At 40.9% G+C, this 16,834-nt stretch carries 18 protein-coding genes; 8 read left to right on the forward strand and 10 right to left on the reverse strand.

Annotated elements, in window-relative coordinates:
* The first annotated feature begins 73 nt into the window (after positions 1-73).
* Positions 74-1,006, forward strand: a complete 933-nt coding sequence (locus tag FO440_RS17975; RefSeq protein WP_144249668.1) for an AraC family transcriptional regulator — start codon at positions 74-76, stop codon at positions 1,004-1,006.
* A gap of 11 nt (positions 1,007-1,017) precedes the next feature.
* Here the strand turns inward: FO440_RS17975 and FO440_RS17980 are convergent, their stop codons facing one another.
* The 4 genes from FO440_RS17980 to FO440_RS17995 all read right to left on the reverse strand — a co-directional run bounded on the left by FO440_RS17980 (position 1,018) and on the right by FO440_RS17995 (position 4,421).
* Positions 1,018-1,518: an RICIN domain-containing protein gene (locus FO440_RS17980; RefSeq protein WP_144249669.1), complete on the reverse strand. Its 501-nt coding sequence runs from the start codon at positions 1,516-1,518 to the stop codon at positions 1,018-1,020.
* Positions 1,519-1,538: 20 nt separating this feature from the next.
* A complete protein-coding gene (locus FO440_RS17985) occupies positions 1,539-1,994 on the reverse strand; it encodes a DsrE family protein (RefSeq protein WP_144249670.1) in 456 nt (151 codons plus the stop codon).
* A gap of 24 nt (positions 1,995-2,018) precedes the next feature.
* A complete protein-coding gene (locus FO440_RS17990) occupies positions 2,019-2,918 on the reverse strand; it encodes a c-type cytochrome (RefSeq protein ID WP_144249671.1) in 900 nt (299 codons plus the stop codon).
* A gap of 84 nt (positions 2,919-3,002) precedes the next feature.
* Complete coding sequence (locus FO440_RS17995) at positions 3,003-4,421, reverse strand: alpha-L-fucosidase (RefSeq protein ID WP_144249672.1); 1,419 nt, start codon at positions 4,419-4,421, stop codon at positions 3,003-3,005.
* 257 nt (positions 4,422-4,678) lie between these two features.
* Here FO440_RS17995 and FO440_RS18000 point away from each other — a divergent pair, with 257 nt between their 5' ends.
* Positions 4,679-5,590, forward strand: coding sequence for a molybdate ABC transporter substrate-binding protein (locus tag FO440_RS18000; RefSeq protein ID WP_144249673.1), 912 nt, complete (start codon positions 4,679-4,681; stop codon positions 5,588-5,590).
* Positions 5,591-5,650: 60 nt separating this feature from the next.
* On the opposite strand, the gene FO440_RS18005 is transcribed toward FO440_RS18000, so the two are convergent.
* Both FO440_RS18005 and FO440_RS18010 read right to left on the reverse strand, forming a co-directional pair.
* Entirely contained in the window at positions 5,651-7,024 is a 1,374-nt protein-coding gene (locus tag FO440_RS18005) for an aspartate kinase (RefSeq protein ID WP_144249674.1), read from the reverse strand.
* Positions 7,025-7,083: 59 nt separating this feature from the next.
* Entirely contained in the window at positions 7,084-9,216 is a 2,133-nt protein-coding gene (locus tag FO440_RS18010; RefSeq protein WP_222104010.1) for a formylglycine-generating enzyme family protein, read from the reverse strand.
* Between the two features lie 101 nt (positions 9,217-9,317).
* Between FO440_RS18010 and FO440_RS18015 the strand changes: the two genes are divergently transcribed.
* From FO440_RS18015 to FO440_RS18030, 4 genes are all read left to right on the forward strand, one after another.
* Complete coding sequence (locus tag FO440_RS18015; RefSeq protein ID WP_144249675.1) at positions 9,318-9,902, forward strand: Pycsar system effector family protein; 585 nt, start codon at positions 9,318-9,320, stop codon at positions 9,900-9,902.
* 151 nt (positions 9,903-10,053) lie between these two features.
* Positions 10,054-10,440: a VOC family protein gene (locus FO440_RS18020; RefSeq protein WP_144249676.1), complete on the forward strand. Its 387-nt coding sequence runs from the start codon at positions 10,054-10,056 to the stop codon at positions 10,438-10,440.
* A gap of 141 nt (positions 10,441-10,581) precedes the next feature.
* Entirely contained in the window at positions 10,582-12,006 is a 1,425-nt protein-coding gene (locus FO440_RS18025; protein WP_144249677.1) for an inorganic phosphate transporter, read from the forward strand.
* A gap of 24 nt (positions 12,007-12,030) precedes the next feature.
* The gene (locus FO440_RS18030) at positions 12,031-12,852 is read left to right on the forward strand and encodes a universal stress protein (RefSeq protein WP_144249678.1); all 822 of its coding nucleotides are present in this window, start codon (positions 12,031-12,033) and stop codon (positions 12,850-12,852) included.
* An 89-nt stretch (positions 12,853-12,941) separates the two neighbouring features.
* Here the strand turns inward: FO440_RS18030 and FO440_RS18035 are convergent, their stop codons facing one another.
* From FO440_RS18035 to FO440_RS18050, 4 genes are all read right to left on the reverse strand, one after another.
* A complete protein-coding gene (locus FO440_RS18035; RefSeq protein WP_144249679.1) occupies positions 12,942-13,844 on the reverse strand; it encodes a helix-turn-helix domain-containing protein in 903 nt (300 codons plus the stop codon).
* A gap of 67 nt (positions 13,845-13,911) precedes the next feature.
* Positions 13,912-14,724, reverse strand: a complete 813-nt coding sequence (locus FO440_RS18040) for an SDR family oxidoreductase (protein ID WP_144249680.1) — start codon at positions 14,722-14,724, stop codon at positions 13,912-13,914.
* 105 nt (positions 14,725-14,829) lie between these two features.
* Positions 14,830-15,138, reverse strand: coding sequence for a hypothetical protein (locus FO440_RS18045; protein WP_144249681.1), 309 nt, complete (start codon positions 15,136-15,138; stop codon positions 14,830-14,832).
* Between the two features lie 17 nt (positions 15,139-15,155).
* Complete coding sequence (locus FO440_RS18050) at positions 15,156-15,875, reverse strand: hypothetical protein (RefSeq protein WP_144249682.1); 720 nt, start codon at positions 15,873-15,875, stop codon at positions 15,156-15,158.
* 198 nt (positions 15,876-16,073) lie between these two features.
* Between FO440_RS18050 and FO440_RS18055 the strand changes: the two genes are divergently transcribed.
* Positions 16,074-16,526, forward strand: a complete 453-nt coding sequence (locus FO440_RS18055; RefSeq protein WP_144249683.1) for an SRPBCC family protein — start codon at positions 16,074-16,076, stop codon at positions 16,524-16,526.
* On the forward strand, positions 16,507-16,830 hold the full coding sequence (locus FO440_RS18060) for an ArsR/SmtB family transcription factor (protein ID WP_144249684.1): 324 nt from the start codon (positions 16,507-16,509) through the stop codon (positions 16,828-16,830). The genes FO440_RS18055 and FO440_RS18060 overlap by 20 nt, the downstream gene beginning before the upstream one ends.
* Positions 16,831-16,834: the final 4 nt, after the last annotated feature.

Genomic DNA, 16,834 nt, shown 5'->3' on the forward strand with positions numbered 1-16,834 from the left:
ACAATAGTGTCAATTTTATTGAAAGCTTGTTAGTGTTACAGATGTTGTATAACTTGCTGTGAATTATGAGGCCATGGATAACAAGAACCTGTTATTACCGCTAAATTTATCGCAAGGCAGAGAGTTACAAACGCTGGTAGAAAACCGAAAGGCTTATACCATGGATACGTGCGAACTGAATGTTTTTGAAACCTACCAGCGCAGTGAATTAGTGCCTTTAACTTTTGACGACCTGGTTATTACCAGCATGTTGCGCGGTAAAAAGGTAATGCACTTGTTTGATAAACCCGGGTTTGATTACCTGCCGGGCGAGACGGTTATCGTCCCTCCTAACATCACCATGACTATTGATTTTCCTGAAGCTACATCGCAGCAACCATCGCAGTGCACAGCTTTAGCCATCAGCAACCAGGAGATAAAAAACACCATTGATTTTTTAAACGAGAATTACCCGCGCGAGGATAAAAACGCGTGGCGGATCAACTACAACCAGTTTCACTTTTTTAATAATTTTGAACTGGCACAGTTGATCAATAAGTTGATCCGTATCAGCACTGGTGATGCCTTAACAAAGGATGTATTAGCAAATTTAACGCTGAAAGAACTGCTCATCCGCGTTATGCAGATGCAAAATTTGCATGAGGTGAGCGATAACCTGCATCAGCTATCATCAAATAACAGGTTTGCTTATGTGCTTGAATATATTAATCTTCATTTAAGCGAAAAATTAAATATTGACGCGTTGAGCCAGTTGGCATTTATGAGTAAATCAAGCTTTTTCCGGGCGTTCAAGCATGAAATGGGCATCTCACCGGTTGATTACATCATTAAAGAGCGGATACAACTGGCCAAACAATTAATGAATAATCCTAAGTACAGTATATCTGATGCCTGTTTCAGGGCCGGCTTTAACAATCTTAATTATTTTTGCAGGATGTTTAAACAAACCGAGGGCATAACACCCGGTATGTTCAAAGCACAGTTTAAAACAACCTGGCTTAATTAACAATAACTTATTTACATAGTAGGCGCCTGCTCATAAATAAACCATTGCTGATCGGTAGTGCTGCGTTTGGCAGCCAATATAATTGCCGAATTTACCGTACCTTTAGAATCAGCAGGAGTTACATATAGGTCTGTTCCTTTTAGTTTGATCAGGTAAGTATCTTTTTTAACATTGATAAACTCGTACTGCTGTTTTTTGTCGCCTGCCGAAAAAGGCTGCTCCTCAAAAGCAACATTGGCTCCGGCCTCTGCTATCGGCTGAAAAGTTTTATTGGTAAGCAAGTTCTGCAGTTGATAGGTATTTGCATCGGTCTTTTTAAAATTCCAGGTCATGCATTTCCAGTTTTCAGGATAGTATGCTACTAAAGGTGTACCATTTTTTGAGGCGGCATCTTTTACACGCAGCAGCATGCCTGTCTGTACATTCTTGATGGCATAGTTGCCTTTAATATCCTGCGACGATGCAAAAAATGAATAGCTTATTAAAGATAGTATCAGAAGCAATCTTTTCATGACCTTATAATTTTAATTGTTTATGGATGTACTATTGTCCAGCCTTCGTTACCACGTATAATGATTTCGCCATTACCGCTTGGTACGTAGCCTATAAAATCGAACAATGTAGCTTTGTCAATTTTTCTTTCTTTGATAGTATTTTCACATTCGGCAAGTATTACACCTTTTGCTTGTAGAGCCAGCAATGTTTCCTGGTAAGGGTTTGATTTTAAAAACATGGTATAACCACCTGCAAATGCTACCAGCTCAATTTCAACTTTACCTTTAATCCTTGGGTCCTCGAGCGCGTTATTGATGTTGCGCAAGGTCATTTTTATTTTGGCTGATGCTGTATCGTCAACAAAATATAAAGCTTTATAGTGCGCCTTTGTAGCTTCAGCACCTTTAAAATCAGAACCCTTAGTTTGTGCCGAGGCTGATTTGAATGATGCAACAGCAATAAGGATGGCAAAGTATTTAAACAGGTTTTTCATAATCATGGTTTTTACAAATATAAGTTAGTTTTTTTTAGTTGTCGATTTTTGGGCGTCTGCAATTGGCTGATAAGGCCCATATTTATGTTGTTGTTCGCTAAACGGATCAGCATAAGGCGCGAACGGAAAATCAATTGGCTTTTTGGTAATATCCTTCCAATCGTCATGCTGATCAAAATGCGGGCGTGACTGCGAGTTAACAAATGCTGCTACATCCCATGCTTCTTCATCAGTTAACTGAGGTGCCTTATAGGTAGTACCAAAAGGCATATTACTTTTAACAAAGGCCGCAAAAGTTGTCAGTCGGTATAATCCGGCCCCATCATTATAACTATCATCGCCCCACAGTGGAGGAAAAGTATAAACCATTTTATCAGGAGCTAACAATCCCTGCCCTGTTACTCCATGACAAGCCTGGCATTTTTGTATAAATACAGCCTTTCCTTTTAAGGGATCAGCCGCATGGTCTAAATAAGCAAGTTTTAATATACCGCTGGTGCCCGGCGCTTTTACAGTTGTTTTTCCCAACCATTTAAGATAGGCTATCATGGCCTTCATTTCTTTACTTGTGGTATCTAACTTTTTACCGTTAAGGCTACGTTGCATACAGCCGTTTATCCTGTCGGCAATGCTCATAATATTATTGGTACGCGCCATATATTGCGGATAAGCGGTAGCCGTTGCAGACAGGTTTAATCCATATATCTTAGCACCCGCATTGTTATGGCAGTTCTGGCAATTCATTCCGTTTGTTAAATGCCCCACCTTGCCATTCGGTCCAAAATAGTAAGCAGTGCGCGCTATCAGATCTTTACCGTACAAGATCTGTTTTTCCGCGCTGCTGGTCTTACCAATGATTCCCTGCGATCTTGCTGCGATCGAGCCCAGTAAAATAGCTATCGTAAGTAAAATCTTTGAGGCCATGCTTGAACAGTAAATTAACGCAAAAAAGCGGATAGCTTAATAGCCACCCGCTTTTTAATTTGTAATTTATTCTTTACTTAATCACTATCGCTGTTCGTTGTATACCTCAAACTCCGCAATTGATGGTTGTTCTTTGTAGCCTATTATCTGCATACGTACTTTATTGGCCCAGATACGGTTAAAACGGTGAAGTTTAATTTTACCTGCTTTATCACCATCAAGTATGGGTTTCCATGAACCTGCTGAATAATATTCCAGTTTGTATTTATTGATATTGGCTTTCTCCTCAGCAATTACTATGGTATTTAACGCTGTTTCGCGCTTAAAGCTAATCTCATACCAAGGTTGCTTAACAACAGGATTTGAGATCCATGAAGAGCCAAAATTGTCATCATTTGCAAAATCGCTGATATTTGAATCGTCGCTCCAGCTTGAATTGGCCGGCTGGTTCTTGGCTAAGTTTGACGATATGATCGGCAGATCGATATCACCTATCGGTGCTACCGGGCCCTCATTTTTCCATAGTTTACCAATAGCATCTAAACCTGCTAAAGCATTAGCGTCAAATAAACCATCGCGGTTTGGTGCAACGTTCAGTATGAAGTTACAACGGTCGTTGTTTAATTTGATCAATTGTTCGTTAACCAATTTAGCAGCGTCCTTAACCGGGGTTGTTGGGAAATCTGTTTTCCAGAACCAGGCGCTTTGGATAGGCAAACATGCTAAAGATGGCATGAAGTTGCTCTCTTTTTGCATCCGCTGGCCTGCACCCATTTCGTAGGTTTTAATATCTGTATAGTATAAACCTTGTCCTGGGTATTTAGCACCGTTCAGGTCCATCAGCAAACAATCAGGCTGTAGTTTTTTTACCAGGTGATAGATATCCTCAAATGGCACGTCATCATAAGAGATCCTTGACCATGGTGCGTCCCAGCCATCAATGATCAGGGCTTCAATTTTACCATATTTTGTAAGCAGTTCTGTCAATTGGGTTTTCACCATTTCGATATGGCTTAGCTGGATCTGGTTAGGCCTTAATTTATGGTGTGTATCCAGTATTGAATAATACAACATCACCTTTAACCCATTTGCCCTGAACGCCTCAACATATTCTTTCACCACATCCCTTTTTAACGGACTGTTCATTACATTGTAATCAGTGCTTTTGGTATCCCAGATACAAAAACCGCTATGGTGCTTGGTGGTTAAGCATCCGTAAGTCATGTGGGCTGCTTTTGCCGCCTTTGCCCATTGATTACAATCCAGTTTGGTTGGATTAAACAATGCAGGCGAAGCTTCCGGATCAGGCCAGTCGGCATCCATATAAGTTGGAATATTAAAATGGATAAACATCCCAAACCGCAGGTCAACAAATTGTTGCTGCAGTTGCTTTAAATGTTGCCTTTGTGCTTCGCTATAATTGTCCGTTGCAGTTTGTGCCTTAGCAGCAAAAACGGTAAGGAAAAAAGCCAGCAATACCAGTTGTAGTTTTCTTGATATCATTTGTTAAAATATTTTTTCAGACTAAATTTTTATAATCAGCTATATCAAAGAAAGCAGATTACCGCCAAATAAAATTTTGCATAATTGTCCAATCATTAATCTATTTTGGCATGGCTTAACCAAGATTTATGCATTAAAGAATAAATCAGATAATTATTTAAATGTGATCAAGTAATAACCATAATTACCTAAATAATCAATATTATTGCCGTTCCTTAATTAATTATTTACAGTCCTCCTAAATATATTAATTTTTCATGTCTGCTAAAAAAACCATTATTGCACTTAGCCTCATAGCAACTTCACTTATTGTTAAGGCACAGAATCACCGGTTTGATCCGCCCTGGAACAAGCCATTAGAAAGCAAAGTTATGTTTACCGTACCCGGTATTGATAATGTACCTGATTTGTATGGCGATATCAGCGACCCGCAATTGGTCATATTTTTTGCAGGTAACCAGTTTATGTGTGTGGATGAATTATTAGCGGCTTTTAAATTAAAGTATCCGCAATACCAGCGTGTATTTGCAGAAACCCTGCCGCCGGGCATATTAGCAAACCAAATTGCAGGTGGATCTGTAACCATTGGCAACATGCGGATCACCTATAAACCGGATATATACACTGCCGGAAAAAACGCCATCGACAAAATGGATATTTTCACCAAAACAGAAGCCTACGCCAACAACCGCTTAGCTATAATGGTAAAGAAGGGTAATCCTAAACAATTAAAAAGCCTAGTTGATTTGGGTGGAAAAGATATACGGGTTAGCATGCCAAACCTGCAAACCGAAGGTATTGGTAAGCAAATTGAAGCTGCTTATGTAAAAGCCGGCGGCGAAAGCTTGCGTAAAACTATCCTTGAGGATAAGGTTAAAGATTCTACCACATATTTAACCAAGATTCATCATCGCGAAACCCCAATGCGCATTTTGTATGATCAAAGTGATGCCGGCCCGGTATGGTATAGCGAGGCCTATTATCAGCAAATGATTGGCCACCCGATTGACTTAGTTGAACTGCCGCAAAATGAAAATGTACCCGCTCAGTACGTTGCCGGATCATTAAAAACAGCGCCCCACCCACAGGCAGCTAAAGATTTTATGGATTTTTTGATAAGCGCCGAGGCTAAAGTTATTTACAAAAAATACGGCTTTTCGACCAATTAACTTTACTAAATCCCGCCCTGATGAAGCGCGAGTGCTTTATCAGGACGGTTATAAGAAAATTTAACCCACCGCCTTATTCAGGGCGATGATAGCTGTTTTAAACTGATCGCGGGCTATTACAAACTGGATATTTACTTTACGCAAAGCTACGCCGGCGCTCACGATGTTGATATCGTCTTTAGCTAAAGCGGCAGCCGCATTGGCCAGTAAACCCGGCTTATCCATATTTGAGCCTAATAAACAAACCATAGCTACTTTTTCAACAGATACTTTTTCAAACTTGGTTTCAAGGTCGGTGATCAGGTCTTGCTTAAAGTCGTTTTCCCAGATCACAATAGTGATGCTGTTGGCGCTGGTGGCTTTAAATGTGTAGCTGATTTGGTGTTGGGCAAACAACTGCATAATTTCAAGGTCACTGCCTACGCTGCCCACCATCAAAGCATCATATATATCTATCAATAACAACTGGTCGGTACCGGTTATCACTTCTACCCTTTTTAATGCCGATACATAATTTTTAGTGATCAGTGTACCGGGATGCGCGGGTTCAAACGTATTTTTTATCCGCAGGTCAATGCCGTTTATTTCTAAAGGTTTTGATGCTTTTGGATGGATGGCTTCCATACCAACATCTGCCAATTGATCGGCAATATCGTAGTTGGTATAACCTACCGGTTTCACATTATCTATACCAACCAAACCCGGGTCGGCTGTTGACAGGTGATATTCTTTATGAATGATGGCCTCCTGTGGTTTTACAATTTCGGCTATCTTACTAAAAGTAACTTCAGAATAACCACGGTCAAACTCGCGCATAATACCTTCTGTGCCTTTAGCATACCCGGTTACTATACAAATACATTTTTCAAGTTCGATATTTGCAAAAGCATCTTTTATACGCTCATCAATAGTTAAAGCACGTTGATCATCAAAGCCGCTCAAGTCAACCAGTTTTGCATTAAGGCCTTTGGCCGTTAAAATATTGGTCAGTACATAAGCGGAGTGCGTTTCGCCTATAGATGCCAGAATCTCGCGTGCGGCGAGCAGAATCCCCTCATTTAAATAGCCTGATGCCAGCATAATGGCGGCACTCTCTAAATAAGTTTGCGCTTTGGCAACGTGTTCTTCGATAAACTTATCGGCTGTTTCAACATCAAGGCCCAGTCTTGCGTACCCGGCGTTGATGGTTTTTAAATGCGCTACAAGCTCTTTTAGCGGCTCGTGAAAATTCTCTTTTAGCACTATCCTGTGGTAAACACCAGGGGCTTTAGTTTTTTTATTTTCTAAAAGTAAATTAGTTACGCCGGAGAAGGCTGATACAACCAAAACACGGTTATATAATTGATCGCCTGTGCGTTCAAAATAAACAATATTGTTAATCACCTCCTGCAGGGCACTCATAGATGTGCCGCCTATTTTCTCTACGGTAAGCATGTCAGATCAAATTAAAAGGGCGAAACTATAGAATTTTAAGGAAATACCATTTTAAAATTCTAATTACTGTCCATTACACATCTGAACCCAATTGTAGCGGCACGATCTAAAGATGGTGCCATCAACAGATATTTACCGTATTTATTTAGTTCTAGCGCCGGCGGGAAATACCAACCCGACGTTTGCGCATGGTAATAGCTGCTGCCTTTTAAAATAGCCGACCTGCTATGTTCATCGGCATATTCATCGGTCCATTGCCATACATTGCCTAACAGGTCCATAACGCCAAACGGGCTTGCACCATTTGGATACGCATTTACGTTAGTTGGTCTGCGCATATCACGGGTTGTATCAGGTTGCGGAAATTTATCTGCTGATTTATCATTTCCCCAGGGATACAACCTGCCATCAGTACCCTGCGCAGCGTATTGCCATTCCCACTCATGCGGTAAACGCTTACCTGCCCATTTAGCATACGCCCGGGCATCGTCCAGAGATACCCATGTAACAGGCTGATCAGCTGTCCCTAAAAGGTATGTCCCGTTAACCCAATCTTTTAAAAAGTTATGATCATCCAGCGGATGATATTTAGTCGCATCCATAAACCGTTTAAACTCTTTATTGGTTACCGGGTATTTGTCGATATAAAAAGATGGGATCTCCATGGTATGTTTTTGGGTTCGCGACGGATGGCATTCCCAGGGATGCTGTACACCAACGGCCAGCGGTAGCTCATTCCCTTCGATCATCACCCCTATCGACTCAAACTGGTAATTACTCGCAGCCGGAATTTTAACCATTCCTTCGAGAGTTTTTACAGGTGGTTTTGTTTTTGCTATCGGGATGATCTGTTGCGGAATAGGTTTCCAATCTGCCGAATAACTTTTAAGCGTACGTTTGCTTAAACCGGACATTTTACTTAAAGTGGCATTCAGGTTAGCTGGTGTCATGCCGTTTTTTGTTACCAAAATCGCGCTGTAGCCATAACCTTCAATAGGAAAACTCAAAACAATTTTGTCGCCTTTGATCTCAGGCTTAATTTCATGACCGTTCCACAGATCATAATATTTTTCACTTTTATGGTAAGGTAAAGTTATTTGAGCACCGTTCGCATCGGTACTGTCACGGTTAATAAAAGTATAAACCGTTTTGTCCCGGTCAGGAAATTTGGAGGCAAATACCCCCCTCTGCAACACCGGGATATAAGGTTCCCAATCTTTACTTGCCCAGATATCCGGAAGGGCTTTATAAATTGACGAGATCCGCCTAATAGCTTCTGCATACCTGTCGGGGATTTGGTTCCATACGGTCCATACATTTTCCCACGAGTTATAGCCTATTCCGTTAAAAAATGCCGTTTGCAGATCATCAGTTTTATTTACAGCCCACCTATTGGTGATATTTACCTGGTGCTTTGGCTCAAACCACCTGTAAACACTAACACCGGGCATATACTCGTAATTAAAGAAATACCCCCAGCTTAGCCTGTTCCACTCTATCATTTTTAAATTGCCCAATGATAGCTCGGGCTGCAATGCAAGCGGATAATTTTCATTCTTACTTGCCTGGTAAAAATCATCAGATACGCCTAACATGGTATCGCCGTTCATACCATCGGCACCCAGGTCTTTCATTTCTTTAACCAAAGCGTTGGGCATTGACATTTTGATCCGGCGTGTTCCATGATCCCAGATCATGATCGGGAAAAACACCCGGACACCGTTAGCCCTAAAATCAGCTATCATTTGCCTTACTGTCTTTTTTCCACCCGGCAGATCGGCCGTCAGATCAAACTGGTTACGGTTATCCACCCCAATATTAGGATACGTTGGCCATATCAATACCGCGTCAATACCGCCGTAACGTTTTTTCAGATCAGTCAGGTAGCGCGTAACGGTATATTTATGATTTACAGGGTCATAAAAATAGCGGTCGTGCGCCATCATCTGTACATAAATGAAAGTATGATTGATCCATTTAAGCTTTGGTTCACCATAAAACGAACTATCATATTTTATGGTTGCTCTCTGTTTATCCCGCCAATCTTTTAAATTAGCTAACCATTTATCCCGCTGTTCGGGGCTATCGGGGCCTTTAAATAATTCTTTCATATAACCGGAGTATGATGGCTCCTGCGCCCATACATGAGTGCTTAATAACAAGATTAAAAACAGGCAATATTTCTTAAGCATAACTTTAGTCGGGTTATTAGTTGGTTGATTTAAAAGTAGAATACTTTTTTCAAATTCAGAAAGCCCGAAGATTTATTAAATTTACACCTGATAAAAACATTATGCCCAATAAGGAAAACCCGACAGAACAACCCGTAGTAATAGATAATACCAACATGGCTTCGGTTATTGAAACGCTGTTGCGGGTTACTGATAATAACGACCATAGGTTAAGTGACATGGCCGATAATAAGGCCCAGATATTGATCACGGTTAATTCCATTATCATATCTGCCATTATCAGCTTGCTGTTAAGAAACCTTAAGGACAACCAGTTTTTGGTGTTGCCATCGTATATCCTGCTTTGTGTTAGTTTATTGACCATGATCCTGGCTATATTAGCTACGCGGCCTTCTATCCCCATGGGGCGCTTTACTGCAAAAGATCTGGCTGATAAAAAGGTAAACCTTTTGTTTTTTGGCAATTTTTATAAAATGAAGCTTGATGATTATGCCAAGGGCATGAAAAGTATCCTGAATGATCCGGAGTTTTTATATGATATACTGATCAAAGATGTTTATTCGCAGGGCGTAGTGCTTGGCCGCAAATATCGCTTACTCAGGGCCGCCTACAGCATTTTTATGTTCGGGCTAATCGTCGCTATAGCTACGTTTATCATATCGTCCATGCGGAATAACGCATTGTAAGGCCCATCTGCTTTAATTTCTTTTTTTCCTCAAAACCGGCTTATTTATCCGGACCATATTTCTATTACCCAAAACTTAATAAAAGGGTAATATCCGCATAATGCTGTGGTACTTAGCTTTATCATAGTTAAAAAAACAATAAAATCTACCTATGGAAGCTAATGCAAACGCGCTAAACTGGTTCGAGATACCGGTTGATGATCTTGAACGCGCACAAGAGTTTTATGAAGAAATTTTTGATATGAAAATGATTGCCCTACCCGAAATGCTTGGGATGAAAATGGCCGGTTTCCCTATCGACATGCAAAGCGGCAAAGTTGGCGGCGCTTTGGCCGAAAGCGAGAACCACATTCCATCAGAAGACGGCGCGATCATCTATTTAAATGCAAACCCTGATATCCAGACCATCTTAGACAGAGTTGAAGATGCAGGTGGCGAAATAAACTTACCAAGAACCGAGATAGGCGAAGGAATGGGTTTTATGGCCCTGATCATTGATATCGAGGGAAACCAGGTAGGACTGCACGCGCAAAATTAATCTTTTACTATTACAGCCGGGCTTTTTAACAATAGGTCCGGTTGTAGTTGTTAACAATTTGATAACCTGCACTTTGGTCTAAGTAAATATGCGTTGTATTTATTTGGCTAATTAACAATCACAATTACCTTATTTAAGATCATGCATTTTATATTGAATGTTATTACGCTCCCCTTTCTTGGCGAGATAGATTTAAGCGGCTCTATTTTGGTCGTTTTTTTTCTTTGTTTACTGGCGGTTGTCGGTTTTGAATTTGTTAACGGTTTTCATGATACCGCCAATGCGGTAGCAACGGTTATTTACACCAGGGCACTTAAACCGGTGGTTGCAATCCCATGGTCGGGATTTTTCAACTTCTTGGGTGTGTTTCTTGGCGGTGTGGCAGTTGCCATGAGCGTATTAAAACTATTACCGCTTGATGCTTTGATGTCACTGCCCGTAAGTATAGGTGCCTGTATGGTGCTTTCAGTATTGGTAGCCTCAATCATCTGGAATTTAGGTACCTGGTACCTGGGTATCCCTTGCTCAAGCTCTCACACTTTGTACGGTGCGCTAATTGGCTCAAGCCTTGCTTTTACTTTTTTTTACGGCGGCCCGGGTGTTAACTGGGACAAAGCAAAAGAAATTGGCCTGTCATTAATCTTATCGCCTGTATTTGGCTTTGGCGCGGCAGCCTTGCTAATGTTCCTTATAAAGGATGTATTTAAATCAAAAGCACTGCTGCATATCCCTACGGGCGAAAATGACCGCCCTCCGTTTTTAGTACGTGCGCTGTTGATCACTACCTGTACCCTGGTTAGCTTTTTCCACGGAAGTAATGACGGACAAAAAGGTGTAGGCTTATTAATGCTGATCCTGATCGCATTTTTACCGGCAAAATTTGCTGTAAATCATAGCATATCAAGCGACAAAATGTTGCTGTCACTAAACACTACAGAGCAGGTATTAAGCAGGGCCACAATTACAGGTGATGCAGGCAAAGCAGAGATCATGAAGACTGATTCGGCTATTGACAGGGCAAAAGGTGAATTAACCATTGCCGAAGCCCAAAAAGGCAAATCTCCTTATAAGATTCGTAAGGAATTAAAATCTGTGATCAAAGATCTTGGCGTAGTTACAGCTGATACGAATATTAAATTTACAGATGCGGACAAAACAATTCTGACCTCCGACTCAAAAAATATTACCAGTATTACAGACTTTGCCCCAATATGGGTAATAGCCACTATATCTATTTCTTTAGGCTTAGGTACAATGATCGGCTGGAAACGTATTGTAGTTACCATTGGCGAGAAAATTGGTAATGAGCATTTAAATTATGCCCAGGGTGCTTCATCAGAGATCGTTGCTGCATCTACTATCGCTATCAGTACATCATTAGGTTTACCGGTAAGTACCACGCACGTACTATCAAGCGGTATAGCCGGATCAATGATGGCTGCCGGCGGAACTAAAAACTTAAATAACGGTACTTTAAAAAGCATCGGTTTGGCCTGGGTACTTACTTTGCCTGTATCAATGCTGTTAGGATTATTGTTATTCGTCCTTTTCCGCCTGTTTATTTAAACGTACCTTTAACCTAAGAAGAAAATGAAACAGATACTTGTTGCTACCGATTTTTCATATTGCGCAGCCAATGCCATGGAATATGCTATGGCTTTAGCAAAACTACTTAAAATGGAAGTTTGCGTAATACACGCTATACACCCTACCGAAGGTGTTAATAACAATATTTACAATGCCATTTATATTGACGATTACTATGACAATAAAAAACAGGCGTTAAAAGAATGGGCCGGTAAATTTACTTCGAGAGAAGAATATAGGGATATTGATGTGATCACTATCTGCGGTGTAGGCTTCCTGAAAAATGTCATCACAAATTATATTGCAGAACACCGCGTAGAGCTATTGGTTATGGGCATAACCGGCTCGACAGGCATAACCGGCATTGTGGGCAGTAACGCCAGCATGATGGTATCGCTGGTTAAAACGCCGACGCTGATCGTTCCGCTTGAAAGCAAGCTATCTGAAAACCCGGTGATCACCCTGGCTACAGATTACGAAACAAGACTGTCTGCCGAGGACGTTAACGCCTTGAATGAAATGGTAGAAGCATTTAAATCTGATAAGATGAACGTATTATACGTTACCGAAGGTGCCCAAAAGAAAAATATCGAAACCATTGAACATAAACTGCAGGACCTGATCAAAAACGCTAAGCTTGAGTTTAACTATATCCAGGACAGCCGCCCGTTAAACGGCATTATGGATTTTGTGGAGAAAAACGAAACCGATATACTTTGCCTGGTAAAACATCACCATAACATAGTTTACCGTTTGTTTACCAGAAGCACCGTAAATCAGGTAATGAACAAATCTGTAAAAGCCATATTGGTTTTACACGAATAGGCATCAGCAATCTTACAAGCTCTAAAAGCGTTGTTATTTGAGTACCATACTTCAAATAACAACGCTTTTTTTATGCTATTAAAACAGGTTTAATTAACATGTCTGTACGCGCTGGGCGATTTACCGGTTTTTGTTTTAAAGATCTTGGTAAAGTGCGACGGGTGCTCAAACCCTAAGCCATAAGCTATCTCACTGATAGAGTTATTAGTGCCCCATAATAACGATTTTGCTTTGTCTACCAGTTCAAGATGGATATGCTCCTGCGTAGTTTTCCCTGTAAATTTATTCAACAAATCAGATAAATAATTGGGCGACAGGTTAAGCTTTGACGCAAAATATTTAACACTTGGCAATCCAACATCGATCAAACTGCTTTGCGAAAAATAATCTTTTAGCAATGTTTCAAACTGCTGCACTACATCCGAGTTGACTTTTTTTCGGGTGTAAAATTGACGATCGTAAAACCGGTCGCAATAATTAAGCAATAGCTCGATATTACTCACAATAAGCCCCTGGGTATGTTTATCGATATTTTGCGCGTACTCCCTTTCTATCTTAGCTAAGCAATCTTTAATGATCTGCTTCTCGTCTTCAGATATATGCAGGGCTTCATTAGCCTCATAATTAAAAAATGAATACTGGTGGATCTTTCTACCCAGATCCGTGCCATGGATCAGGTCGGGATGGATAAACAGCGCCCAACCTTCGTCCACTGTAACATTAGCCCCGGGCGCAATTACCTGCCAGGGTGCGGTAAACATCAACGAACCTTCATTAAAATCATAGTGGCCTTTGCCATATTTTAAGTATCCCTCAAACTTTTTACAGGATATCGTATAAAATCCAAAGCGGTAAAATCCGTCGGTTTTAGGGCGTTTAGCATAAAAGTCGGTATGTTCAATCACGCTGATCAACGGATGTTTGGGCGGCGTGTATTGAACCAGCCTATGCAGGTCGCTTATATTTTCAAGGTCGATATAGTTTTCTGACATATTGTTACAGTAATATAAAGTTACACTAAAAATTTGGCTGCCCCAGATCAGGGCAGCCGTTGATTTTTTAGAAACCGGTTTGCGCGGCCATCATTTTCTTGAACTCCACATCACTCATTTGCCTGCGTGATTCAACAAGATGCGCTGCCTCCTGGCTCGTAGGGTAGCGTAATTTTTCAGTGCCGTCCGTTGCTGCTTCGTAAATCGTATCAGCTACTTCATCAAGGTTTTCAGACATAGGCCAGTTGTCTAACATCTTAATAAAATTATCAAACGGAGCCTGGTAATCATCAATACCGTTCGCATTAATCAGCGTCATCGAGCGGCCTGAAAATTCAGTTTTATAACCGCCCGGTTCAACAATTTTTAAGCGGATACTCAATGGATTTAATTCATATTGAATGGATTCTGTCAAACCTTCTACCGCGAATTTGGTAGCATGATAAAACGATGAGAAGGGAAACGTAACCCTGCCCCCTACTGATGATACGTTGATGATCACACCGTATTTATGTTTACGCATGCCGGGCAACACGGCTTGAGTAACCGCTATCAGCCCAAAAACATTTACATCAAATTGTTTTTTGATGTTTTCTTCTGTAGCGGGTTCAAGCGCACCTAAAGCACCGTAGCCCGCGTTGTTAACCAGCACATCAATTTTGCCGAATTTTTCTATGCCCTGCGCTACCGCTGTTTTTATTGTGGCCTTGTCAGTAACATCCAGTTTAGATACCAATACATCATCAAGATTGGTCAGTTCGGTTTCCTTTTCAGGTGAACGCATGGTTGCTATCACGTTCCAGCCATTTTTATGAAATAAATTAGCTGCTGCCCTGCCAAAGCCCGAAGAAGCACCTGTTATCAATACTGTCTTTTTCATTTGTCGTTATGTTTTAATTTATAAGACAAATGTCCGGCTAATGCCAAAGAGCCATTTATATGTTTCTACTCATCGCTTATACATTTTAAGGATTGTAACCGGATATCATTGCTCAAACAATTCCTCTGCAGTTTTCCGGGTAAGGCCATAATAAAACTTTTGGCCGGGATAGTATTTTTCACGCAATTCAAAATTTTCAAATGCAGGTCCTCCGGGGATATCAACGTATTGCTTTGGGTCTCTGCTGGCAACGATCCAATATTTTGACCTGCCATTTACCCTTACTTCAAGCGACGGATCATAATTCCCCTTGTCCGTACGCCAATATTGCGTTAACTTAAAATCCGGGCGGTATTTCCAGCCCCGCTTGCTGTAATATGCGCTATCCACAGACCATGATGATAGTTCTGACAAGCTTTCGTTTTGTGTTGCTATAGCGATAGGCTACCATCTTTAAGCTTTAAAAATTTAGCTACCGGGTACGGTTCTTTTTCGATAAAATCAATTCCCGAATAACCATTATACAGTTTTCTTGAGTCGATAACTTGATCTGCAAGATGTAGCACCCTTAATCTTGAATAATTGCCCATCGTGGCTGTAAGGGCGCATCTATCCATCTTCGCACTGTTACCATTATTGTATATCTCAAAACCTATTTCATCAGGTTTATCACTGCGGATGCTCACTTTTAAATAAGGATTTGACCTGTTTAAAAATTGCTCGATAAAAATATATACGGATAATTGTTCTACCTCGGGATGGTTAGGGTCAGGATGTGATACCACCCCTCTGCACTGGTCAGCAGGGTTATAAGCATTAGCATTCTCACTATCACCGGCCCAGAACAGCTTTCCCCATTTTCCGTCAATGGCCGATGGTGAGATCTCGCTGTATTCTATTTTGTTATCCACCACTGGTTCAACAGCAATAAAATTTATAAGATATGTCTTTCCATGATACTCATACCCCACCCTTATCAGCCCCCTTGGTCCACCTGTCCCTTTATCGCCGGTTTCAACACCATTCGGCCATAAACTAAACACTATTCCATTGTGAATACCCCATGTTTTGTTGTCTGATCCTGCACCGGGACGGATCCAATCTGTTTTGCCGGTTAAATTTTGTGCATTTAAACCGGTGCCAAAAATCATCAATAAAAATATTGTGCATACAACGCTTGGTTTTGTCAGCATATGAGAAATAAGCTTCATTATATAAAATCAAACTTCTAAGGTACATAGCATAACGTGTTTATCCATCACCTAGACAATTCGTTAAAAAAATAAAAAAATAAATTTGCGTAACCCAAAAGTTACTTATATATTTGAGTAACTTAAAAGTTACCCATTATGGCGAAAATCATAAAACACCAGTATTTCTTCTCCCATCCTGTCGAAACGGTTTGGGAATACCTAACCAATTCTGAACTCATGGGCCAATGGCTCATGAAAAACAATTTCGAGCCCGTGGTCGGCCATGAATTTCAATTCAGGACCGGCGGAAAGGCAAACCTGAACTTTGACGGCATCTTTTATTGCAAAGTATTAGAGATCGATCCGTTAAAAAAATTAGTGTACTCATGGAACTGCGGCCCGGGCGAAGGCAAGATCACGCTCGAATCGGTAGTGACCTGGCAACTGGAAGCTAAAGAAAACGGAACAGAAGTATTTTTAGACCACCGCGGCTTTAACCAGGAAGAGAACCTTGATATGTATCATGGCCTGATGCATGGCTGGTTAGAGAAATTCCAGAATATTGAAAAACTTTTAAACCCGGCAAAAGATGGCAATACCAACGCTTGATACTTTCCAGGTGATTGGCGACCCCAGCAGAAGGAAGATGCTCATGCTGCTATCTGAAGACAGCCTGACCATTAACAGCCTTGCTGATAATTTCGACATGAGCCGCCCTGCCGTTTCAAAGCACGTAAAGATCCTGGAAACAGCGGGCTTTATTTCGATCAAGGACCTTGGCCGAGAACGTTATTGCACACTTAAAAAAGATGGTTTTGATGAACTGAAGGCCTGGCTCAATTATTTCGACCAGTTCTGGGCATCGAAACTGAAAAACCTGGAGACTTTATTAAACAAGAAATTACCCAACTAAAACC

The organism is Mucilaginibacter corticis, assembly GCF_007558865.1.
Classification (GTDB): Bacteria; Bacteroidota; Bacteroidia; order Sphingobacteriales; family Sphingobacteriaceae; genus Mucilaginibacter; species Mucilaginibacter corticis.